Origin of the sequence: Streptomyces hilarionis (genome assembly GCF_024539675.1) — a bacterium.
Taxonomy (GTDB): domain Bacteria; phylum Actinomycetota; class Actinomycetes; order Streptomycetales; family Streptomycetaceae; genus Streptomyces; species Streptomyces hilarionis.
The window spans coordinates 1-21,203 of record NZ_JAHHIT010000157.1; the positions used below are offsets into that span (position 1 = coordinate 1).

The 21,203-nt window shown below is 72.1% G+C and carries 19 protein-coding genes; 18 read left to right on the plus strand and 1 reads right to left on the minus strand.

What is annotated here, in order from left to right:
- From KMS84_RS30725 to nusB, 4 genes are all read left to right on the plus strand, one after another.
- The coding region (locus KMS84_RS30725) for an AAA family ATPase (RefSeq protein WP_256919749.1) at nt 1–591 on the plus strand (591 nt) is incomplete at its 5' end.
- A 169-nt stretch (nt 592–760) separates the two neighbouring features.
- Entirely contained in the window at nt 761–1,867 is a 1,107-nt protein-coding gene (locus KMS84_RS30730; protein ID WP_256919750.1) for an aminopeptidase P family protein, read from the plus strand.
- Between the two features lie 51 nt (nt 1,868–1,918).
- Nucleotides 1,919–2,485: an elongation factor P gene (efp, locus tag KMS84_RS30735; protein WP_256919751.1), complete on the plus strand. Its 567-nt coding sequence runs from the start codon at nt 1,919–1,921 to the stop codon at nt 2,483–2,485.
- A gap of 2 nt (nt 2,486–2,487) precedes the next feature.
- Nucleotides 2,488–2,916, plus strand: a complete 429-nt coding sequence (nusB, locus tag KMS84_RS30740; RefSeq protein ID WP_256919752.1) for a transcription antitermination factor NusB — start codon at nt 2,488–2,490, stop codon at nt 2,914–2,916.
- Between the two features lie 231 nt (nt 2,917–3,147).
- On the opposite strand, the gene bldD is transcribed toward nusB, so the two are convergent.
- Nucleotides 3,148–3,648, minus strand: a complete 501-nt coding sequence (gene bldD, locus KMS84_RS30745; RefSeq protein ID WP_030785871.1) for a transcriptional regulator BldD — start codon at nt 3,646–3,648, stop codon at nt 3,148–3,150.
- A 240-nt stretch (nt 3,649–3,888) separates the two neighbouring features.
- Here bldD and pyrR point away from each other — a divergent pair, with 240 nt between their 5' ends.
- From pyrR to KMS84_RS30815, 14 genes are all read left to right on the plus strand, one after another.
- Nucleotides 3,889–4,467 carry a bifunctional pyr operon transcriptional regulator/uracil phosphoribosyltransferase PyrR gene (gene pyrR / locus KMS84_RS30750; protein WP_256919753.1) on the plus strand — a complete coding sequence of 193 codons (579 nt, stop codon included), beginning with the start codon at nt 3,889–3,891 and terminating at the stop codon, nt 4,465–4,467.
- A gap of 98 nt (nt 4,468–4,565) precedes the next feature.
- Nucleotides 4,566–5,546: an aspartate carbamoyltransferase catalytic subunit gene (locus KMS84_RS30755; protein WP_256919754.1), complete on the plus strand. Its 981-nt coding sequence runs from the start codon at nt 4,566–4,568 to the stop codon at nt 5,544–5,546.
- Between the two features lie 4 nt (nt 5,547–5,550).
- Nucleotides 5,551–6,837 carry a dihydroorotase gene (locus KMS84_RS30760; RefSeq protein ID WP_256919755.1) on the plus strand — a complete coding sequence of 429 codons (1,287 nt, stop codon included), beginning with the start codon at nt 5,551–5,553 and terminating at the stop codon, nt 6,835–6,837.
- The gene (locus KMS84_RS30765) at nt 6,834–7,424 is read left to right on the plus strand and encodes a PH-like domain-containing protein (protein WP_256919756.1); all 591 of its coding nucleotides are present in this window, start codon (nt 6,834–6,836) and stop codon (nt 7,422–7,424) included. The genes KMS84_RS30760 and KMS84_RS30765 overlap by 4 nt, the downstream gene beginning before the upstream one ends.
- Entirely contained in the window at nt 7,421–8,575 is a 1,155-nt protein-coding gene (carA, locus tag KMS84_RS30770) for a glutamine-hydrolyzing carbamoyl-phosphate synthase small subunit (protein ID WP_256919757.1), read from the plus strand. Before KMS84_RS30765 ends, carA begins: the two co-directional genes overlap by 4 nt.
- Nucleotides 8,568–11,876 (plus strand): carbamoyl-phosphate synthase large subunit, encoded by a 3,309-nt coding sequence (gene carB, locus KMS84_RS30775; RefSeq protein ID WP_256919758.1) that lies wholly within the window; start codon nt 8,568–8,570, stop codon nt 11,874–11,876. Before carA ends, carB begins: the two co-directional genes overlap by 8 nt.
- 51 nt (nt 11,877–11,927) lie before the next feature.
- Nucleotides 11,928–13,034, plus strand: coding sequence for a quinone-dependent dihydroorotate dehydrogenase (locus tag KMS84_RS30780; protein WP_256919759.1), 1,107 nt, complete (start codon nt 11,928–11,930; stop codon nt 13,032–13,034).
- Nucleotides 13,031–13,873, plus strand: coding sequence for an orotidine-5'-phosphate decarboxylase (gene pyrF, locus KMS84_RS30785; protein ID WP_256919760.1), 843 nt, complete (start codon nt 13,031–13,033; stop codon nt 13,871–13,873). Before KMS84_RS30780 ends, pyrF begins: the two co-directional genes overlap by 4 nt.
- A 307-nt stretch (nt 13,874–14,180) precedes the next feature.
- Nucleotides 14,181–14,504 (plus strand): integration host factor, encoded by a 324-nt coding sequence (locus KMS84_RS30790; RefSeq protein ID WP_003977346.1) that lies wholly within the window; start codon nt 14,181–14,183, stop codon nt 14,502–14,504.
- Nucleotides 14,505–14,564: 60 nt separating this feature from the next.
- Nucleotides 14,565–15,158: a guanylate kinase gene (gene gmk / locus KMS84_RS30795; RefSeq protein ID WP_256919761.1), complete on the plus strand. Its 594-nt coding sequence runs from the start codon at nt 14,565–14,567 to the stop codon at nt 15,156–15,158.
- A 70-nt stretch (nt 15,159–15,228) separates the two neighbouring features.
- Complete coding sequence (rpoZ, locus tag KMS84_RS30800; RefSeq protein ID WP_187823194.1) at nt 15,229–15,501, plus strand: DNA-directed RNA polymerase subunit omega; 273 nt, start codon at nt 15,229–15,231, stop codon at nt 15,499–15,501.
- 124 nt (nt 15,502–15,625) lie between these two features.
- Nucleotides 15,626–16,828 carry a bifunctional phosphopantothenoylcysteine decarboxylase/phosphopantothenate--cysteine ligase CoaBC gene (gene coaBC / locus KMS84_RS30805; protein ID WP_256919762.1) on the plus strand — a complete coding sequence of 401 codons (1,203 nt, stop codon included), beginning with the start codon at nt 15,626–15,628 and terminating at the stop codon, nt 16,826–16,828.
- A 240-nt stretch (nt 16,829–17,068) separates the two neighbouring features.
- Nucleotides 17,069–18,277, plus strand: coding sequence for a methionine adenosyltransferase (gene metK, locus KMS84_RS30810; protein WP_256919763.1), 1,209 nt, complete (start codon nt 17,069–17,071; stop codon nt 18,275–18,277).
- 660 nt (nt 18,278–18,937) lie between these two features.
- Nucleotides 18,938–21,100: a primosomal protein N' gene (locus KMS84_RS30815; protein WP_256919764.1), complete on the plus strand. Its 2,163-nt coding sequence runs from the start codon at nt 18,938–18,940 to the stop codon at nt 21,098–21,100.
- Nucleotides 21,101–21,203 lie beyond the last annotated feature (103 nt).

Genomic DNA, 21,203 nt, shown 5'->3' on the forward strand with positions numbered 1-21,203 from the left:
GTCTTCCCCGCCCCCGCGGCCCCCGACCCGGCGGCCACCACGCTCGCCGTGCTGCTGATCGGCCCGGCGGGCGCGGGGAAGACCAGCGTCGCCAAGTTCTGGGCCGACCACCGCCGGGTGCCCACCGCCCACGTCAGCCTCGACGACGTGCGCGAATGGGTCCGCTCGGGCTTCGCCGACCCGCAGTCGGGGTGGAACGACCACTCCGAGGCCCAGTACCGGCTGGCCCGCCGCACCTGCGGCTTCGCCGCCCGCAACTTCCTCGCCAACGGCATCTCGTGCATCCTCGACGACGCGATCTTCCCCGACCGCCCGGCCGTGGGCCTCGGCGGCTGGAAACGCCATGTGGGCCCCGGCCTGCTGCCCGTCGTCCTGCTGCCCGGCCTGGAAGTCGTCCTGGAGCGCAACGCCGAGCGCTCGGGCAACCGCCGCCTCACCGACGAGGAGGTCGCCCGCATCCACGGCCGCATGGCCGGCTGGTACGGCTCCGGCCTGCCCATCATCGACAACTCGCAGCTCGACGTCCCCACCACGGCCAGGGTCCTCGACGACGTGCTGGCGCGGGCGATCGCCAGCCCGCCCAAGTGGTAGCTCCGCCGCGCCGGCCGCGCTGACGGGGGGAGCGCCCGGCCGCGGGGCCACGGCCGGGACTCCCGCGCGGCTCGCGGCGGTCGCGGCCGTCCGCGTCCGCTCGCGGGGCCCCGTCCCCCGAACGCCTTCCCAACCGGCGCGATCCGGTCGGCGCTCCTACGCTCGTGTCATGTCAGAGGTGCACGAGTCCCGCCGAAACCGCCTACGGGAACGCTGCCACGCGGCCGGCACCGCGGCAGCGCTGATCTCCCGTCCCGCCAACGTGAGGTATCTCGCGGGCGCCGCCCCGAGCGGTTCCGTCCTGCTGCTGGGCGGACCCGAGGATCTCCTCGTCTGCTCCGGTCCGCTCGACGAGCGGACGGGCGAGGGCCGGCCGGACGACGCGCTGCGCGTCCACTGCCTGCCCCACGCCGGCGGCGATCCCGCGGTCGCCGCCGCCGACGTCCTGGTGGCCGGGGGCGGCGACTCCCTCGCGGTCGAGGAGCACCACCTCACGGTGTCCCGGCACCGCGAGATCCGTTCCGTCGCTCCCCGGCTGCGCCTGGCCGACCTGGGCGGCGCGGTGGAGCAGGCGAGGGTCGTGAAGGACGAGGAGGAGATCTCCTGTCTGCGGATCGGCGCGGAGATCGCCGACCAGGCCCTCGGCGAGCTGCTGGAGTCGATCCTGGTCGGACGCACGGAACGGCATCTAGCCCTCGAACTGGAGCGACGCCTCGTCGACCACGGCGCCGACGGCCCGGCCTTCGCCACGTCCGTCGGCACCGGCCCGAACTCCGGCCGCCGCGGGCACCGGCCCACGGACCGGCGGGTGGAGGAGGGCGACTTCCTGTCGGTCTGTCTGGGAGCGGCCTACCGAGGCTACCGCTGCGAGATCGGCCGGACCTTCGTGATCGGCACGTCTCCGGCCGACTGGCAGATCGAGCTGTACGACCTCGTCTTCGCCGCTCAGCGGGCCGGACGGGAGGCCCTGGCGCCCGGTGTGGCCTGCCGTGACGTGGACCGCGCGGCACGCCAGGTGCTGGGTTCCGCGGGGCACTGCGAAGGGCTCCCGGCGCTCGTCGGGCACGGGGTCGGACTCGAAATCGCGGAGGACCCGCAGTTGACTCCCGCAGCCATGGGTAAACTGGACGCTTGCGTGCCGGTCACCGTCGAACCCGGGGTCCACCTCCCGGGTCGGGGCGGCGTCCGGATCGATGACACGCTCGTCGTGCGCCCCGAGGCGGACGGCGGACCCGAGCTACTCACCATCACGACCAAGGAGCTGCTCGCCCTCTAGGCAGGTGCGTGCCCCGGGGTCGTCCACGTCAGTCCAGGAGATTCCGCAACCGTGGCTTCCACGAACGACCTCAAGAACGGCCTGGTGCTCAAGCTCGAAGGCGGCCAGCTCTGGTCCGTCGTCGAGTTCCAGCACGTCAAGCCCGGCAAGGGCCCGGCCTTCGTGCGCACCAAGCTGAAGAACGTGCTGTCCGGCAAGGTGGTCGACAAGACCTTCAACGCCGGCGTCAAGGTCGAGACGGCCACTGTCGACAAGCGCGACATGCAGTTCTCGTACATGGACGGCGACTACTTCGTCTTCATGGACATGGAGACCTACGACCAGCTCATGGTCGACCGCAAGGCCGTCGGCGACGCCGCCAACTTCCTGATCGAGGGCTTCACGGCCACCGTCGCGCAGCACGAGGGCGAGGTGCTCTTCGTCGAGCTGCCGGCCGCCGTCGAGCTCGTGGTGCAGGAGACCGAGCCGGGCCTGCAGGGCGACCGCTCCACCGGCGGCACCAAGCCCGCCACCCTGGAGACCGGTCACCAGATCCAGGTCCCGCTCTTCATCACCACCGGTGAGAAGATCAAGGTCGACACCCGCACCAGCGACTACCTCGGCCGGGTGAACAGCTAACCGTGGCTGCCCGCAACACGGCCCGCAAGCGTGCCTTCCAGATCCTCTTCGAGGGCGACCAGCGCGGAGCCGACGTCCTGACGGTCCTCGCGGACTGGGTCCGGCTCTCCCGGGCCGACACCCGGCAGCCGCCGGTGAGCGAGTACACGATGCAGCTGGTCGAGGGCTACGCGGAGCACGCGCGGCGCATCGACGACCTGATCTCCCAGTACTCGGTCGGCTGGACGCTGGACCGGATGCCGGTCGTCGACCGCAACATCCTGCGACTCGGCGCCTACGAGCTGATCTGGGCCGACGAGACCCCGGACGCCGTCGTTCTCGACGAGATGGTGCAGCTGGCGAAGGAGTTCTCGACGGACGAGTCGCCCTCGTTCGTCAACGGCCTGCTCGGCCGCCTCAAGGAGCTCAAGCCGTCCCTGCGGCGCGACTAGGGCGCGCTTCGCCCCGGGCGCGCCGGCGCGCGCCGCAGGCCGCCACAGGCGGTCTGCGGGCCGTCAGCGGCTCGTGGCGGCGCTCCCGCGCCTCTCGGGGTCGTGAACATGCCGGAGGGCCCCCAGCACGTGCTGGGGGCCCTCCGGCATGTTCACGACCCTCGCAGCGGTGGCCGGAACCGACGGGTTCCGGCCACCGCGAGGGTACGTTTCTGCTCAGCCGCCGGGCGGCTAGTTCTCCTCGTGGGAGACGGCGCGGCGCGCGTCCGCGTCCAGGACGCCCCAGCTGATCAGCTGCTCGGTCAGGACCGAGGGCGACTGGTCGTAGATGACGGCGAGGGTGCGCAGGTCGTCCTGGCGGATCGACAGCACCTTGCCGTTGTAGTCGCCGCGCTGCGACTGGATGGTGGCCGCGTAGCGCTGGAGCGGGCCCGCCTTCTCGACCGGCACGTGGGCCAGGCGCTCGAGGTCGAGGACCAGCTTCGGCGGCGGCTCGGCCGCCCCGCCCGGAGTGGTGCCCGGCAGCAGTTCCTGCACGGGAACGCCGTAGAAGTCCGCCAGCTCGGCAAGGCGCTGCACGGTCACGGCGCGGTCGCCGCGCTCGTACGAACCGACCACGACCGCCTTCCACCGTCCCTGGGACTTCTCCTCGACACCGTGGAGGGAAAGGCCCTGCTGGGTGCGGATCGCCCGGAGCTTGGCCCCGAGCTGTTTGGCGTATTCGCTGGACATATAGCTCCCCGGCACTGGGTCGACGCGGCACGAGCCGCGTGCTGGTAACTCACTGTGAGGTTACGCAGCGTGATTCTTCTGCGTCAAGCCGAATGGTCCACACCGACTCTTCCGTGGTAGTGACGGCCGATTAGGCCAAGGGGGTGACGGCGGCGCCGTCCCGGCCTGCTACCGTGGATGGCGCAAATCCGACGTCCTTTAAGGTCCGTCCCGTGAGGCGGAGAAGGAGGTCCGTTTCTTATGGACAAGCAGGACATCGAGCACGACCCCCGGCAGGCCGACGCGCGAGCGGTCCTCGAAGGCCCCGACATCGCGCGTGTGCTGACCCGCATCGCCCACGAGATCGTCGAACGCGCCAAGGGCGCCGACGACGTGGTGCTCCTCGGCATCCCGACGCGCGGCGTGTTCCTCGCCCAGCGGCTCGCCGCCAAGCTCGAGCAGATCACCGACCGCGCCGTTCCCGTCGGTTCGCTCGACATCACCATGTACCGCGACGACCTGCGCATGCACCCGCCGCGCGCGCTCGCCCGCACCGAGATCCCCGGCGACGGCCTGGACGGCAGACTGGTCGTCCTCGTCGACGACGTGCTCTTCTCCGGCCGCACCATCCGCGCCGCCCTCGACGCCCTGAACGACCTCGGGCGCCCGCGCGCGGTGCAGCTCGCGGTCCTGGTCGACCGCGGCCACCGTGAACTGCCCATCCGCGCCGACTACGTCGGCAAGAACCTCCCCACGTCGCTGCGGGAGACGGTCAAGGTCCAGCTCGCCGAGGAGGACGGTCGCGACACCGTGCTGCTCGGCGTGACGCAGACCCAGTAGCAGACGGATCGCGTACGCCGAGGCCGTACGCCCCTTCGGCACGCCTCCGCCTGCCCGGAATCTCCCCGCATCCTGAACTGCCTTACGGAGCCTGACAGATGCAGCGTCATCTCATCTCGGCCGCCGACCTCACCCGCGACGACGCCGTCCTGATCCTCGACACCGCCGAGGAGATGGCCCGGGTGGCCGACCGGCCGATCAAGAAACTGCCGACCCTGCGCGGCCGCACGATCGTCAACCTCTTCTTCGAGGACTCCACCCGCACCCGCATCTCCTTCGAGGCCGCCGAGAAGCGGCTGTCCGCGGACGTCATCAACTTCTCCGCCAAGGGGTCGTCGGTGTCCAAGGGCGAGTCCCTGAAGGACACCGCGCAGACGCTGGAGGCCATGGGCGTCGACGCGGTCGTCATCCGGCACGGCGCCTCCGGAGCCCCCTACCGGCTGGCCACCTCCGGCTGGATCGACGCCGCCGTCGTCAACGCCGGCGACGGCACCCACCAGCACCCCACCCAGGCCCTCCTGGACGCCTTCACCATGCGCCGCCGGCTGGTCGGCCGGGACGCGGGGCTCGGCCAGGACCTCTCCGGCAAGCGCATCACGATCGTCGGCGACGTCCTGCACAGCCGGGTCGCCCGCTCCAACGTCGACCTGCTGCACACGCTCGGCGCCGAGGTCACCCTCGTCGCCCCGCCCACGCTGGTGCCGGTCGGCATCGAGACCTGGCCCTGCGCGGTCTCCTACGACCTGGACAGCACGCTGCCCAAGTCCGACGCGGTGATGATGCTGCGCGTGCAGCGCGAGCGCATGAACGCCGCGTTCTTCCCGACCGAGCGCGAGTACTCGCGCCGCTACGGCCTCGACGGCGACCGGATGGCCCGGATGCCCGAGCACGCGATCGTGATGCACCCCGGCCCGATGGTCCGCGGCATGGAGATCACCGCCGAGGTCGCCGACTCCGAGCGCTGCACCGTCGTCGAACAGGTCGCCAACGGCGTGTCCATCCGGATGGCCGTCCTCTACCTGCTCCTGGGCGGCAACGAACCCGCCGTCAGCCACGCCCGCACCACCGAGGAGAAGTAAGAACATGAGCAAGATCCTGATCCGTGGTGCGAAGGTGCTCGGCGGCGACCCGCAGGACGTCCTGATCGACGGGGGCACGATCGCCGAGGTCGGCGCCGGCCTGAGCGCCGAGGGCGCCGAGGTCGTCGAGGCCGCCGGAAAGGTGCTGCTGCCGGGCCTGGTCGACCTGCACACCCATCTGCGCGAGCCGGGCCGCGAGGACTCCGAGACCGTGCTGACCGGCACCCGCGCCGCCGCCTCGGGCGGCTACACGGCCGTCTTCGCCATGGCCAACACCTTCCCCGTCGCCGACACCGCCGGCGTGGTCGAGCAGGTCTACCGGCTCGGGCAGGAGCACGGCTACTGCGACGTGCAGCCCATCGGCGCGGTCACCGTCGGCCTGGAGGGCAGGAAGCTCGCCGAACTCGGCGCCATGCACGAGTCGGCCGCCGGAGTCACCGTGTTCTCCGACGACGGCAAGTGCGTCGACGACGCCGTGATCATGCGCCGGGCCCTGGAGTACGTGAAGGCCTTCGGCGGGGTCGTGGCCCAGCACGCGCAGGAGCCCCGGCTGACCGAGGGCGCCGAGATGAACGAGGGCGTCGTCTCCGCCGAGCTCGGGCTGGGCGGGTGGCCCGCGGTCGCCGAGGAGTCGATCATCGCCCGCGACGTCCTGCTCGCCGAGCACGTCGGCTCGCGCGTCCACATCTGCCACCTCTCCACCGCCGGCTCGGTCGAGATCGTCCGCTGGGCCAAGTCCCGCGGCATCGACGTCACCGCCGAGGTCACCCCGCACCACCTCCTCCTCACGGACGAGCTGGTCCGCTCCTACGACCCGGTCTACAAGGTGAACCCGCCGCTGCGCACCGAGAGGGACGTGCTCGCCCTGCGCGAGGCGCTCGCCGACGGCACCATCGACATCGTGGCCACCGACCACGCGCCGCACCCGCACGAGGACAAGGACTGCGAGTGGGCCGCGGCCGCCATGGGCATGGTCGGCCTGGAGACCGCGCTGTCGGTGGTCCAGGAGACCATGGTGGAGACGGGCCTGCTGGACTGGGCCGGGGTCGCCGACCGCATGTCCCTCAAGCCCGCCGCGATCGGCCGGGCCACCGGTCACGGGCGTCCCGTCTCGGCTGGTGAGCCCGCCAACCTCACGCTCGTCGACACGGAATACCGTGGGTCCGTGGACCCCGCGGGCTTCGCCTCGCGCAGCCGGAACACCCCGTACGCGGGGCGTGAGCTGCCGGGCCGTGTCACGCACACGTGGCTCCGGGGCAAGGCCACGCTCGTCGACGGGAAGCTCACGTGACATCTGCAGCACTACTGCTCGCGGCCGAGAAGGAATCGGCGCAAGTGACCGACTGGGCCGCCAGGATCGGCTGGGTGGTCGGCCTCGGCCTGTTCGTGGCGCTCGTCTACTGGCTGATGCGCGAGGGCTGGAAGTGGCGGGGGACGCTCCAGGGCGACCTGCCCGCGCTTCCCACCGCGCCGTCCGGGCCGGGCGAGGCGAGACTGACGGTGTTGTCGACGACCGGCCGCTACCACGGCTCCACCACCGCGGGGCAGTGGCTCGACCGCATCGTGGCGCACGGCCTGGGCACCCGCAGCCGCGTCGAGCTCACCCTCACGGACGCGGGACTGGACGTCGTGCGTCCCGGCGCGAGCGACTTCTTCATCCCGGCCGCCGCGCTGCGCGAGGCCCGGCTGGACAAGGGCATCGCCGGCAAGGTCCTCACCGAGGGCGGACTGCTGGTGGTGACCTGGGCGCACGGCGACCGGCTGCTCGACTCCGGGTTCCGCGCGGACCACGCGGCCGAGCACGGCGCCTGGGTCGCCGCCATCAACTCAATGACCGACAAGACGGAAACTCCGACGGAAACGGAAGGCGCACGATGACGACCTCCACAAGGGGAACCGCCACTGAGAAAAAGGTGCTTCCCGCCGTACTCGTCCTGGAGGACGGCCGGATCTTCCGCGGCCGTGCCTACGGGGCCGTGGGGGAGACCTTCGGCGAAGCGGTGTTCTCCACCGGCATGACCGGCTACCAGGAGACCCTCACCGACCCGTCGTACGACCGCCAGATCGTCGTGGCGACCGCCCCGCAGATCGGCAACACCGGCTGGAACGACGAGGACGACGAGTCGGGCCGCATCTGGGTCTCCGGCTACGTCGTGCGCGACCCCGCGCGCGTGCCGTCCAACTGGCGCGCCAAGCGCTCCCTGGACGACGAGCTGGTCGCCCAGGGCGTCGTCGGGATCTCCGGCGTCGACACCCGCGCCCTCACCCGCCACCTGCGCGAGCGCGGCTCGATGCGCGCCGGGGTCTTCTCCGGCGAGGCGATCGCCTCCGACGGCGAGCTCCTCGCCCGCGTGCAGGCCCAGCCGCAGATGAAGGGCGCGAGCCTGTACGAGGAGGTCGCCACCAAGGAGGCCTACGTCGTGCCCGCGGTCGGCGAGAAGCGGTTCACCGTCGCCGCCATCGACCTCGGCATCAAGGGCATGACCCCGCACCGCATGGCCGAGCGCGGCATCGAGGTGCACGTGCTGCCCGCGACGGCCTCGGCCGACGAGGTCTACGCCCTGAACCCCGACGGCGTGTTCTTCTCCAACGGGCCGGGCGACCCGGCCACCGCCGACGGTCCCGTGGCGCTGATGACCGAGGTGCTGGAGCGCAGGACGCCCCTGTTCGGCATCTGCTTCGGCAACCAGATCCTCGGCCGCGCGCTCGGCTTCGGCACCTACAAGCTGAAGTACGGCCACCGCGGCATCAACCAGCCCGTCCAGGACCGCACGACCGGCAAGGTCGAGGTCACCGCGCACAACCACGGCTTCGCCGTGGACGCGCCGCTCGACAAGGTCAGCGAGACGACGTTCGGCCGCGCCGAGGTCTCGCACGTCTGCCTGAACGACGACGTCGTGGAGGGGTTGCAGCTGCTCGACCAGCCGGCCTTCTCCGTCCAGTACCACCCCGAAGCGGCAGCGGGCCCGCACGACGCCGCCTACCTGTTCGACCGCTTCGTATCCCTGATGGAGGGCCAGCGTGCCTAAGCGCACCGATATCCAGTCCGTCCTGGTCATCGGCTCCGGCCCGATCGTCATCGGTCAGGCCGCCGAGTTCGACTACTCCGGCACCCAGGCGTGCCGCATCCTGCGCGCCGAGGGCCTCAGGGTGATTTTGGTCAACTCCAACCCGGCGACGATCATGACCGACCCGGAGATCGCCGACGCCACCTACGTCGAGCCGATCACCCCCGAGTTCGTCGAGAAGATCATCGCCAAGGAGCGGCCCGACGCCCTGCTGCCCACCCTGGGCGGCCAGACGGCCCTCAACACGGCGATCTCGCTCGCCGAGAACGGCGTCCTCGACAAGTACGGCGTCGAACTGATCGGCGCCAACGTCGAGGCCATCAACAAGGGCGAGGACCGCGACCTGTTCAAGGGCGTCGTGGAAGCCGTCCGCGCCAAGATCGGGCACGGCGAGTCGGCCCGCTCGGTCATCTGCCACACCATGGACGAGGTCATCGCGGGCGTCGACGAGCTCGGCGGCTACCCGGTCGTCGTGCGCCCCTCCTTCACCATGGGCGGCGCCGGCTCCGGCTTCGCCCACGACGAGGACGAGCTGCGCCGCATCGCCGGCCAGGGCCTCACGCTCTCGCCGACCACCGAGGTGCTCCTGGAGGAGTCCATCCTCGGCTGGAAGGAGTACGAGCTGGAGCTGATGCGCGACAAGCACGACAACGTCGTGGTCGTCTGCTCCATCGAGAACTTCGACCCCATGGGCGTGCACACCGGCGACTCGATCACCGTCGCCCCCGCGATGACGCTGACCGACCGCGAGTACCAGGTGCTGCGCGACGTCGGCATCGCGATCATCCGCGAGGTCGGCGTCGACACCGGCGGCTGCAACATCCAGTTCGCGGTGAACCCCGAGGACGGCCGGGTCATCGTCATCGAGATGAACCCGCGCGTGTCGCGGTCCTCGGCGCTCGCCTCCAAGGCGACCGGCTTCCCGATCGCGAAGATCGCGGCCAAGCTCGCCGTCGGCTACACCCTCGACGAGATCCCCAACGACATCACGCGGGAGACCCCGGCCTCCTTCGAGCCCACGCTCGACTACGTCGTCGTCAAGGCCCCGCGGTTCGCCTTCGAGAAGTTCCCGAGCGCCGACTCCACGCTGACCACGACCATGAAGTCGGTCGGCGAGGCCATGGCCATCGGCCGCAACTTCACCGAGGCCTTCCAGAAGGCGCTGCGCTCGCTGGAGAAGAAGGGCAGCCAGTTCACCTTCGTCGGCGAGACCGGCGACAAGGACGAGCTGCTGCGCGAGGCCGTGCGCCCCACCGACGGCCGCATCAACACCGTCATGCAGGCCATCCGCGCGGGCGCCACGCCCGAGGAGGTCTTCGAGTTCACGAAGATCGACCCCTGGTTCGTCGACCAGCTCTTCCTGATCAAGGAGACCGCCGACGCGCTGGCCGCCGCCGACCGCCTCGACGGCGAGCTCCTCGCCGAGGCCAAGCGGCACGGGTTCTCCGACCAGCAGATCGCCGAGATCCGCGGACTGCGCGAGGACGTCGTGCGCGAGGTCCGGCACGCGCTGGGCGTGCGCCCCGTCTACAAGACGGTCGACACCTGCGCCGCCGAGTTCGCCGCGAAGACGCCGTACTTCTACTCCTCCTACGACGAGGAGAACGAGGTCGCGCCGCGCGAGAAGCCCGCGGTGATCATCCTGGGCTCCGGCCCGAACCGCATCGGCCAGGGCATCGAGTTCGACTACTCGTGCGTCCACGCCTCCTTCGCGCTGAGCGACGCGGGCTACGAGACCGTGATGGTCAACTGCAACCCCGAGACCGTCTCCACCGACTACGACACCTCCGACCGCCTGTACTTCGAGCCGCTGACGCTCGAGGACGTGCTGGAGGTCGTCCACGCGGAGGCGCAGGCCGGCCCGATCGCGGGCGTCGTCGTCCAGCTCGGCGGCCAGACCCCGCTGGGCCTGGCGCAGGCCCTGAAGGACAACGGCGTGCCGATCGTCGGCACCCCGCCCGAGGCCATCCACGCGGCCGAGGACCGGGGCGCCTTCGGGCGCGTGCTCGCCGAGGCCGGCCTGCCGGCCCCCAAGCACGGCACCGCGACCACCTTCGCCGAGGCCAAGACCATCGCGGACGAGATCGGCTACCCGGTCCTCGTCCGGCCGTCCTACGTGCTCGGCGGCCGCGGCATGGAGATCGTCTACGACGAGACCCGGCTGTCGTCCTACATCGCCGAGTCCACCGAGATCAGCCCCACCCGGCCGGTCCTGGTCGACCGCTTCCTCGACGACGCCATCGAGATCGACGTCGACGCGCTCTACGACGGCGAGGAGCTGTACCTCGGCGGCGTCATGGAGCACATCGAGGAGGCCGGCATCCACTCCGGCGACTCGGCGTGCGCCCTGCCCCCGATCACCCTGGGCGGCTTCGACATCAAGCGTCTGCGGGCCTCCACCGAGGCGATCGCCAAGGGCGTCGGCGTGCGCGGCCTGATCAACATCCAGTTCGCGATGGCCGGCGACATCCTCTACGTGCTGGAGGCCAACCCGCGCGCGTCGCGCACCGTGCCCTTCACCTCGAAGGCGACCGCGGTGCCGCTGGCCAAGGCCGCCGCCCGGATCTCGCTGGGCGCGACCGTCGCCGAGCTGCGCGCCGAAGGGCTGCTCCCGGCGACCGGCGACGGCGGCGAGCTGCCGCTGGACGCGCCGATCTCCGTCAAGGAGGCCGTGATGCCGTGGACCCGCTTCCGGGACACCTCCGGCCGCGGCGTCGACACCGTCCTCGGCCCGGAGATGCGCTCGACCGGCGAGGTCATGGGCATCGACTCCGTCTTCGGCACGGCGTACGCCAAGTCGCAGGCGGGCGCGTACGGCCCGCTGCCCACCAAGGGCCGCGCGTTCATCTCGGTCGCCAACCGCGACAAGCGCTCGATGATCTTCCCCGCGCGCGAGCTGGTCGCCCACGGCTTCGAGCTGCTCGCCACCTCCGGCACCGCCGAGGTCCTGCGCCGCAACGGCATCAACGCCACGGTGGTGCGCAAGCAGTCCGAGGGCACCGGCCCCAACGGCGAGAAGACCATCGTCCAGTGCATCCACGACGGGGAGGTCGACCTCATCGTCAACACCCCGTACGGCACCGGCGGCCGCCTCGACGGCTACGAGATCCGCACGGCGGCCGTGGCCCGGTCCGTGCCCTGCCTGACGACGGTCCAGGCGCTCGCCGCCGCCGTCCAGGGCATCGACGCGCTCAACCACGGCGACGTGGGCGTGCGCTCGCTCCAGGAACACGCCGAACAACTGACCGCGGCCCGCGACTAGCAGCCCTGAGGGGGACACCGGAAACGGTGTCCCCCTCTTCATGAGGGAACCATGTACAAGATCTTCTTCAAGCTCGTCTTCACCCGGATGGACCCCGAGCGGGCCCACCACCTGGCCTTCCGCTGGATCCGCCTCGCCGTGCGCGTCCCCGTCCTGCGCACCTTCGTGGCCGCCGCTCTCGCGCCCCGCTACAAGGAGCTGCGCACGGAGGCCCTCGGGCTGCGCATGCACGGCCCCTTCGGCCTCGCCGCCGGCTTCGACAAGAACGCCGTCGCGATCGACGCCATGGCGATGCTCGGCTTCGACCACGTCGAGATCGGCACCGTCACCGGGGAGCCGCAGCCCGGCAACCCCAAGCGGCGGCTGTTCCGCCTCGTCAAGGACCGGGCGCTGATCAACCGGATGGGCTTCAACAACGACGGGTCGCTGGCCGTCGCCGCGCGCCTGGCCTCGCGCACGCCCGTCTTCAAGCCCGTGGTCGGCGTCAACATCGGCAAGACCAAGGTCGTCCCCGAGGAGGAGGCCGTCGCCGACTACGTGAAGTCGGCCGAGCGGCTCGCCCCCTACGCCGACTACCTGGTCGTGAACGTCTCCTCGCCGAACACGCCCGGGCTGCGCAACCTCCAGGCCACCGAGGCCCTGCGCCCGCTGCTGAGCGCCGTGCGCGAGGCCGCCGACCGCGCGGTGGGCACGCGCCGGGTGCCGCTGCTGGTGAAGATCGCCCCGGACCTGGCCGACGAGGACGTCGACGCGGTCGCCGACCTGGCCGTCGAACTGGGCCTGGACGGGATCATCGCCACCAACACCACCATCGCGCGCGAGGGCCTCGGACTGACGTCCGACCCGGCGCTGGTGCAGGAGACCGGCGGGCTGTCCGGAGCGCCCCTCAAGGCGCGTTCCCTGGAAGTGCTGCGCCGGCTCTACGCGCGCGTGGGCGACCGCATCACCCTGGTGGGCGTCGGCGGCATCGAGAACGCCGAGGACGCCTGGCAGCGCATCCTGGCCGGCGCCACGCTGGTCCAGGGCTACAGCGCCTTCGTCTACGAAGGGCCCTTCTGGGGGCGCGCCGTCCACAAGGGGCTCGCCGCCCGCCTGCGGACGAGCCCCCACGCCACCCTCGCCGACGCCGTCGGCGCCGACGTGAGGAAGACGGCATGACCCTGGAGCCCTTCGGCGCGCGGCTGCGCCACGCCATGGACGAGCGCGGTCCGCTGTGCGTCGGCATCGACCCGCACGCCTCCCTGCTCGCCGAGTGGGGCCTGAACGACGACGTCGCGGGCCTGGAGCGGTTCAGCCGCACGGTCGTCGAGGCGACGGCCGACCGGGTCGCCCTGCTGAAGCCGCAGAGCGCCTTCTTCGAGCGGTTCGGCTCGCGCGGGGTCGCCGTCCTGGAGAGGACGGTCCAGGAGGCGCGGGCGGCCGGCGCCCTCGTCGTCATGGACGCCAAGCGCGGCGACATCGGCTCGACCATGGCGGCGTACGCCGAGTCCTTCCTGCACAAGGACGCGCCGCTGTTCTCCGACGCCCTCACCGTCTCGCCCTACCTGGGCTACGGATCGCTGGCCCCGGCGGTGGCGCTGGCCCGGGAGAACGGCGCGGGCCTGTTCGTGCTGGCGCTCACGTCCAACCCGGAGGGCGGCGAGGTCCAGCACGCCGTGCGCGCCGACGGGCGCACCGTGGGCGCGACCATGCTGGCCCACCTGGCGGCGGAGAACGCGGGGGAGGAGCCCCTGGGCTCCTTCGGGGCGGTCGTCGGCGCCACGCTGGGGGATCTGTCGGCCTACGACCTCGACGTCAACGGCCCGCTCCTCGCGCCCGGCGTCGGCGCCCAGGGGGCGACCCCGGCGGACCTGCCCCGGGTCTTCGGGTCCGCGGTGCGCAACGTGGTGCCGAACGTGAGCCGGGGTGTGTTGCGTCACGGTCCCGGTGTCGTCGCTCTGCGTGACGCCGTGGAGCGGATCGCGCGAGAAGTGCGCACCGCCGTCACCTCCGTCTGAGGGGCGTCGGCCGCCCGACCGGGGGCTCGGTCGGGCGGCCGGAGTGTGACGTGAGCCTGGATACATCCTCAAATCCAGGGCAGTATGTCCTAAATATCCGGCCCTGGAGAGGCTGACCAGGACTTTTCCTCTGTTCTCGCTGACTCCGGCGGAGTTGGCCGCTAGTCTCCGACGAGTGGGGGCACCCCCACGCTTGTGAAGCAGTGGGGGAGAACGGGCGTGCACGTTGCTCGTGACTCCCTGGTGAGGGGCGATGGGTCCCTCGCCGGTCCGTATCCGACAGTTCGACATCCGAGGTGACGTAGGCGTGGCTCTTCCGCCCCTTACCCCCGAACAGCGCGCAGCCGCGCTCGAAAAGGCCGCCGCGGCTCGCCGGGAGCGGGCCGAGGTCAAGAATCGACTGAAGCACTCCGGCGCCTCTCTCCACGAGGTCATCAAGCAGGGTCAGGAAAACGACGTCATCGGCAAGATGAAGGTCTCCGCCCTCCTGGAGTCGCTCCCGGGCGTGGGCAAGGTCCGCGCCAAGCAGATCATGGAGCGACTCGGCATCTCCGAGAGCCGCCGGGTTCGCGGCCTCGGTTCCAACCAGATCGCCTCCCTGGAGCGTGAGTTCGGCAGCACCGGCTCCTGATGGCCGGGTCTTGCCGGCGGGGAGTCCCGGGCACTCCGGGATTGCTGGAATAATCGCTGCATGGCTGCAACATTCCGGGGGACGACCCCCGAGCCCCCGGACGTACGTCCGCGGCTGACCGTGCTCTCCGGCCCCTCTGGGGTCGGCAAGAGCACGGTCGTCGCTCATATGCGCAAGCAACATCCCGAGGTCTGGCTCTCGGTGTCGGCGACGACCCGCAAGCCCCGCCCCGGCGAGCAGCACGGCGTCCACTACTTCTTCGTCACCGACGAGGAGATGGACAAGCTGATCGCCAACGGCGAGCTGCTCGAGTGGGCCGAGTTCGCCGGCAACCGCTACGGCACTCCTCGCGCCGCCGTCCTGGAGCGTCTGGAGTCGGGCGAGCCGGTCCTGCTGGAGATCGACCTCCAGGGCGCCCGGCAGGTCCGCGACTCGATGCCCGAGGCCCGGCTGGTGTTCCTGGCCCCCCCGTCCTGGGAGGAGCTGGTGCGCCGGCTCACCGGGCGGGGCACCGAACCGCCCGAGGTCATCGAGCGTCGCCTGGAGGCGGCGAAGACCGAACTCGCGGCCGAGCCGGAGTTCGACGTGACCCTGGTGAACACCTCCGTCGAGGACGTGGCGCGTGAGCTGCTAGCCTTGATGGATGTTGTGTGATCGCGAGTTCGCTCTCTTCGCGGCCTTCGTGATCACGACCGGTCTTTTCCCATCCATCGGAAGGTAGAGCGTGTCCTCTTCCATCTCCGCGCCCGAGGGCATCATCAACCCGCCGATCGACGAGCTCCTCGAGGCCACCGACTCGAAGTACAGCCTCGTGATCTACGCGGCCAAGCGGGCCCGCCAGATCAACGCGTACTACTCGCAGCTCGGCGAGGGCCTCCTCGAGTACGTCGGTCCGCTCGTGGACACCCACGTCCACGAGAAGCCGCTCTCGATCGCCCTCCGCGAGATCAACGCCGGACTGCTGACGTCCGAGGCCGTCGAAGGCCCCGTCCAGTAGTTTTTTCGGCTCGCAGTTGGTTTTTCCACAGGCCCGGCAGCACGACTGCCGGGCCTGTGGTGTGTGATGGACGCGTACGCCGCACGCCACGGCGGACGCAAGCGTCGAGGTCCGGGGAGAGACGGTGGACAAACCGAAGGTCGTTCTGGGGGTCAGCGGCGGCATCGCCGCCTACAAGGCCTGCGAGCTGCTGCGCCGCCTGACGGAGTCCGGGCACGACGTGCGCGTCGTCCCCACCGCCTCCGCGCTGCACTTCGTCGGCGCCGCCACCTGGTCGGCCCTCTCCGGCCACCCGGTCTCCACCGAGGTCTGGGACGACGTCCACGAGGTCCCGCACGTCCGCATCGGCCAGCACGCCGACCTGGTCGTGGTCGCCCCGGCCACCGCCGACATGCTCGCCAAGGCCGCTCACGGCCTGGCCGACGACCTCCTCACCAACACCCTCCTCACGGCACGCTGTCCGGTCGTCTTCGCCCCCGCGATGCACACCGAGATGTGGGAGCACCCCGCCACCCAGGAGAACGTGGCGACGCTGCGCCGCCGGGGCGCGGTCGTGATCGAACCGGCCGTCGGCCGGCTCACCGGCGTCGACACCGGCAAGGGCCGCCTGCCCGACCCCGGCGAGATCTTCGAGGTCTGCCGCCGCGTCCTGGCCCGCGGCGTGCGCGAGCCCGACCTGACCGGCCGGCACGTCGTGGTCAGCGCCGGCGGCACCCGCGAACCCCTCGACCCGGTCCGCTTCCTCGGCAACCGCTCCTCCGGCAAGCAGGGCTACGCCCTGGCCCGTACCGCCGCGGCCCGCGGCGCGCGCGTCACCCTGGTCGCGGCGAACACGGGCCTGCCCGACCCGGCCGGCGTCGACGTCGTGCAGGTCGGTACGGCCGTCCAGCTGCGCGAGGCCGTCCTGAAGGCGGCCGCCGACGCGCACGCCGTCGTCATGGCCGCCGCCGTGGCGGATTTCCGGCCGGAGACCTACGCGGCCGGAAAGATCAAGAAGAAGGACGGCAAGGAACCGGACCCCATCGTTCTCGTGCGGAATCCGGACATCCTCGCGGAGCTGTCCGCCGACCGGGCGCGCGCCGATCAGGTGGTCGTGGGCTTCGCCGCCGAGACCGACGACGTGCTGGCCAACGGCCGGACGAAGCTGCGGCGCAAGGGGTGCGATCTGCTGGTGGTGAACGAGGTGGGGGAGCGCAGGACGTTCGGCTCGGAGGAGAACGAGGCCGTCGTGCTGGGCGCCGACGGCAGCGAGACACCCGTGCCCCACGGGCCCAAGGAGGCCCTGGCCGAAATCGTGTGGGACCTGGTGACGCAGCGACTGGGCTGACTGTTTGATGCGCTTCGTCGTCGACCCCCACCCGGCTCGATTCAGGCGCGGCGCCCCTGGCCAAGCGTGCTCGGCTTTCGGCAGAATGCCCGTGCCGCAGGTCACAGCGCTCCCGAGAGGCGAGACGGGTGGGCCGGTGGCGGGGTATCACCGATAAACTGTTCTCGGACGACGCCGGGCGCAGCTCCCGTCGCGTCCGCCAATGATCAGCCAGCAGCCGCTGCAACCCCAGGGAGCGTTGTGTCCCGTCGCCTTTTCACTTCGGAGTCCGTGACCGAGGGTCACCCCGACAAGATCGCTGACCAGATCAGCGACACCATTCTCGATGCCCTGCTGCGCGAGGACCCGACCTCCCGGGTCGCCGTCGAGACCTTGATCACGACCGGCCTGGTGCACGTCGCCGGCGAGGTCACCACCAAGGCCTACGCGCCGATTCCGCAGCTGGTGCGCGACAAGATCCTCGAAATCGGCTACGACTCCTCCAAGAAGGGCTTCGACGGCGCCTCCTGCGGCGTCTCGGTGTCCATCGGCGCGCAGTCCCCGGACATCGCCCAGGGCGTCGACACCGCGTACGAGAACCGCGTCGAGGGCGACGAGGACGAGCTGGACCGGCAGGGCGCGGGCGACCAGGGCCTGATGTTCGGCTACGCGTCCGACGAGACCCCGACGCTGATGCCGCTGCCGATCTTCCTGGCGCACCGCCTGTCCAAGCGCCTCTCGGACGTCCGCAAGAACGGGACCATCCCCTACCTGCGCCCCGACGGCAAGACCCAGGTCACCATCGAGTACGACGGTGACAAGGCGGTCCGTCTGGACACCGTCGTCGTCTCCTCGCAGCACGCGTCCGACATCGACCTGGACTCGCTTCTGACCCCCGACATCCGTGAGTTCGTCGTGGAGCCGGAGCTCAAGGCGCTGCTGGACGACGGCATCAAGCTCGACACCGAGAACTACCGTCTGCTGGTCAACCCGACCGGACGCTTCGAGATCGGCGGCCCGATGGGCGACGCCGGCCTCACCGGCCGCAAGATCATCATCGACACCTACGGCGGCTTCGCCCGCCACGGCGGCGGCGCCTTCTCGGGCAAGGACCCGTCCAAGGTGGACCGCTCGGCCGCCTACGCGATGCGCTGGGTGGCGAAGAACGTGGTCGCGGCGGGTCTGGCGGCCCGCTGCGAGGTCCAGGTCGCCTACGCGATCGGCAAGGCCGAGCCGGTGGGTCTGTTCATCGAGACCTTCGGCACCGCCAAGATCGACGCCGAGAAGATCGAGAAGGCCATCGACGAGGTCTTCGACCTCCGTCCGGCCGCGATCATCCGCGACCTCGACCTGCTGCGTCCGATCTACGCCCAGACCGCCGCCTACGGCCACTTCGGCCGTGAGCTCCCCGACTTCACCTGGGAGCGCACGGACCGCGTGGACGCGCTGCGCAAGGCCGCGGGCCTGTAGGTCCGCGCCGACCGGCCGGCCCGCGCGGGACGCGCCCGGGCCGCGCCGGTCCACCCGAGTCGGCGCCCTCCCGAGCAGGGCGGGCCGTGGCTCGGCTCCCGCTGTGCATGACCTCGGCTCCCGAGACCCGATGACGGTCTAGGGAGCCGAGGTCGTCCCGCCGTGCGGTCTCTCGGCCCCCGGGCCGGCGCGGGCGCGACGCCGGCCCGGGGGCATTCGGGGTCGTCGCGCTCCGGCGGTTCGGTGGTCGGCCCGGTCCGGGAGCCCGAGGGCGAGGCGGCATCCGGCGGGCTCGCGGGGCGGCCCCGCTTCCCGGCCCGACGGCCTTCGGCCCGACGGCCTTCGGCCCGGTGCACCGATGACCTTGCGCCGGTTCGGCAGCCCCCGGCCGTGCGGACGGCCGACGTGTCGCCCCCGGCATAGGGCCAGGTGGCGAGGCGGTTGGGTTCCCCGGCCCGGCGACCGGACGGCCGGACGGCCTGTCCGGCGGGCGGCCGACCGGCGAGGCGGTTCCCCGCCCTCCGGTGCACTGTGTCCTCTACCTGGGGTCCAGAGAGCCACACGGTCAGTCCGTGTCGTGGTCGCGGTCGAGGTCGTGGTCGTGGTCGGCGGGTTGGGCGTTGTCGGTCGTTGTCGGTGGCGTTTGGTAAGAATGCAGGCGTGAGCAGCGACAACGGGCAGGGGGGCGGTGGGGCGGCCGGGGAGGGCGCCCCGCCGGAGCAGCTCGCGCTCATCCGCGAGAGCGTGCGGCGGGCCAAGACGCCCCGGGCCAAGCCCCGCACCTGGCGGGGGGCCGCGCTGGCCGAGGAGCTGCCGGTCGCGCGGGTGCTCGTCGACAAGGGCGTCCTGCATCTGGACCGCTACTTCGACTACGCCGTCCCGGCCGAGCTGGACGCGGACGCACAGCCCGGCGTCCGGGTCCGGGTGCGCTTCGGGGCGGGGCGGGGCCGGGTGCGCGACGGGCGGCGCGAGGGAGGCGGGCTGATCGACGGGTTCCTCGTCGAACGGCTCGCCGCGTCGGACTACGCGGGGCCGCTCGCCGCGCTCGCCCAGGTGGTGTCCCCGGAGCCGGTGCTCGGTCCGCGGCTCCTGGGCCTGGCGCGGGCCGTCGCCGACCGTTACGCGGGGAGTCTTGCCGACGTGCTCCAGCTGGCGGTGCCGCCGCGCAACGCGCGGGCCGAGCAGCGGCCCTCGCCTGCGCCGCTGCCGCCCCCGGAACCGCCGTCCGCGGGCACCTGGACCCGCTACGAGCACGGTGGGGCGTTCCTGGAGTCCCTGGCGTCCGGCGGGGCGCCACGAGCCGTGTGGAACGCGCTGCCCGGGCCCGAGTGGAGCGAGGAGCTGGCGCGGGCCGTCGCCGCCACGCTCGCCTCGGGGCGCGGCGCACTCGTCGTCGTGCCGGACGGGCGGGCCGCCGCGCGGGTCGACGCGGCGCTGACGGCGTCGCTGGGGGAGGGGCGGCACGCGCTGCTCACCGCGGACGCGGGGCCCGAGAAGCGCTACCGGGAATGGCTGGCGGTGCGGCGCGGGTCCGTGCGCGCCGTCGTCGGGACGCGTGCCGCGATGTTCGCGCCGGTCCAGGACCTCGGACTGGTCGCGCTCTGGGACGACGGCGACGACAGTCACAGCGAGCTCCACGCCCCGCAGCCCCATGCGCGGGAGGTGCTGCTGCTGCGGGCGGCCCAGGACAGGTGCGGATTCCTGCTGGGGGGTTGGAGCTGCACCGTGGAGGGCGCCCAGCTCGTCGAGAGCGGGTGGGCGCGGCCGCTGCTCGCCGACCGGGAGCGGGTGCGGCGGGCCGCCCCGCTGGTGCGGACGGTGGGGGACCAGGACCTCGCGCGGGACGAGGCGGCCCGGGCCGCCAGGCTGCCGACCCTCGCCTGGCAGGCGGTCCGCGAGGGGCTGCGGCAGGGGCCGGTGCTCGTGCAGGTGCCCCGGCGGGGGTACGTGCCCCGGATGGCGTGCGCCCAGTGCCGGGCCGCGGCCCGCTGCCGGCACTGCTCAGGACCGCTGGAGGCGCGGGACGGGGACGCGGGGGGCGCGTTGTGGTGCGGCTGGTGCGGGCGCGAGGAGGGCGCCTGGCACTGCCCCGAGTGCGGCTCGTTCCGGCTGCGGGCCCAGATCGTGGGCGCGCGACGGACCGCCGAGGAACTGGGGCGGGCGTTCCCCGCCGTGCCGGTGCGCACCTCCGGGCGCGAGCAGGTGCTGGGCACGGTGTCGGCGTCGCCCGCTCTCGTCGTGTCCACGCCCGGCGCCGAGCCGGTCGCCGAGGGCGGCTACGCGGCCGCCCTCCTGCTGGACGGCTGGGCCATGCTCGGACGTCCCGACCTGCGGGCCGGGGAGGACGCCCTGCGCCGTTGGATCGCCGCCGCCGCGCTCGTGCGCCCGCAGGAGGCCGGGGGGACCGTGGTCGTCGTCGCCGAGCCGACTCTGCGGCCCGTGCAGGCGTTGGTGCGCTGGGATCCCGTGGGGCACGCGGTGCGCGAGCTGGCCGAGCGGGCCGAGCTGGGCTTTCCGCCGGTGTCGCGGATGGCGTCGGTCTCGGGGAGTGCGCAGGCGGTGTCCGCGTTCCTGGGGGCGGTCGAACTGCCCGCGGAGGCCGAGCTGTTGGGGCCGGTCCCGGTACCGGCCGTCCCCGCCGGCCGCCCGCGCCGGCCCGGGTCGCCGCCGCCGGGGGAGCACTGGGAGCGGGCGCTGATCCGGGTGCCGCCGGGCCGGGGCGCGGCGCTGGCCGCCGCGTTGAAGGCGGCCCAGGCGGCTCGGATGGCCCGCGGCGGCGAGGAGCCGGTGCGGGTGCGGATCGACCCGCCGGACATCGGATGAGCTTCCCGTGCCCGTCCACCCCCTGCCGGCCCGTCCGCCTGCCCGACTGCCCCTCAGATGCCCCCGGCCGGGGGCGGAGAGGGGAGCGGCGCCCGTCGGGGAG

Bases quoted from the DNA above. Each gene is read 5' to 3' on its own strand.
- KMS84_RS30730 (WP_256919750.1), top strand. From the start codon at position 761: ATGTCAGAGGTGCACGAGTCCCGCCGAAACCGCCTACGGGAACGCTGC.
- bldD (WP_030785871.1), bottom strand. From the start codon at position 3,648: ATGTCCAGCGAATACGCCAAACAGCTCGGGGCCAAGCTCCGGGCGATC.
- pyrR (WP_256919753.1), top strand. From the start codon at position 3,889: ATGGACAAGCAGGACATCGAGCACGACCCCCGGCAGGCCGACGCGCGA.
- KMS84_RS30755 (WP_256919754.1), top strand. From the start codon at position 4,566: ATGCAGCGTCATCTCATCTCGGCCGCCGACCTCACCCGCGACGACGCC.
- KMS84_RS30760 (WP_256919755.1), top strand. From the start codon at position 5,551: ATGAGCAAGATCCTGATCCGTGGTGCGAAGGTGCTCGGCGGCGACCCG.
- carA (WP_256919757.1), top strand. From the start codon at position 7,421: ATGACGACCTCCACAAGGGGAACCGCCACTGAGAAAAAGGTGCTTCCC.
- KMS84_RS30780 (WP_256919759.1), top strand. From the start codon at position 11,928: ATGTACAAGATCTTCTTCAAGCTCGTCTTCACCCGGATGGACCCCGAG.
- pyrF (WP_256919760.1), top strand. From the start codon at position 13,031: ATGACCCTGGAGCCCTTCGGCGCGCGGCTGCGCCACGCCATGGACGAG.
- gmk (WP_256919761.1), top strand. From the start codon at position 14,565: ATGGCTGCAACATTCCGGGGGACGACCCCCGAGCCCCCGGACGTACGT.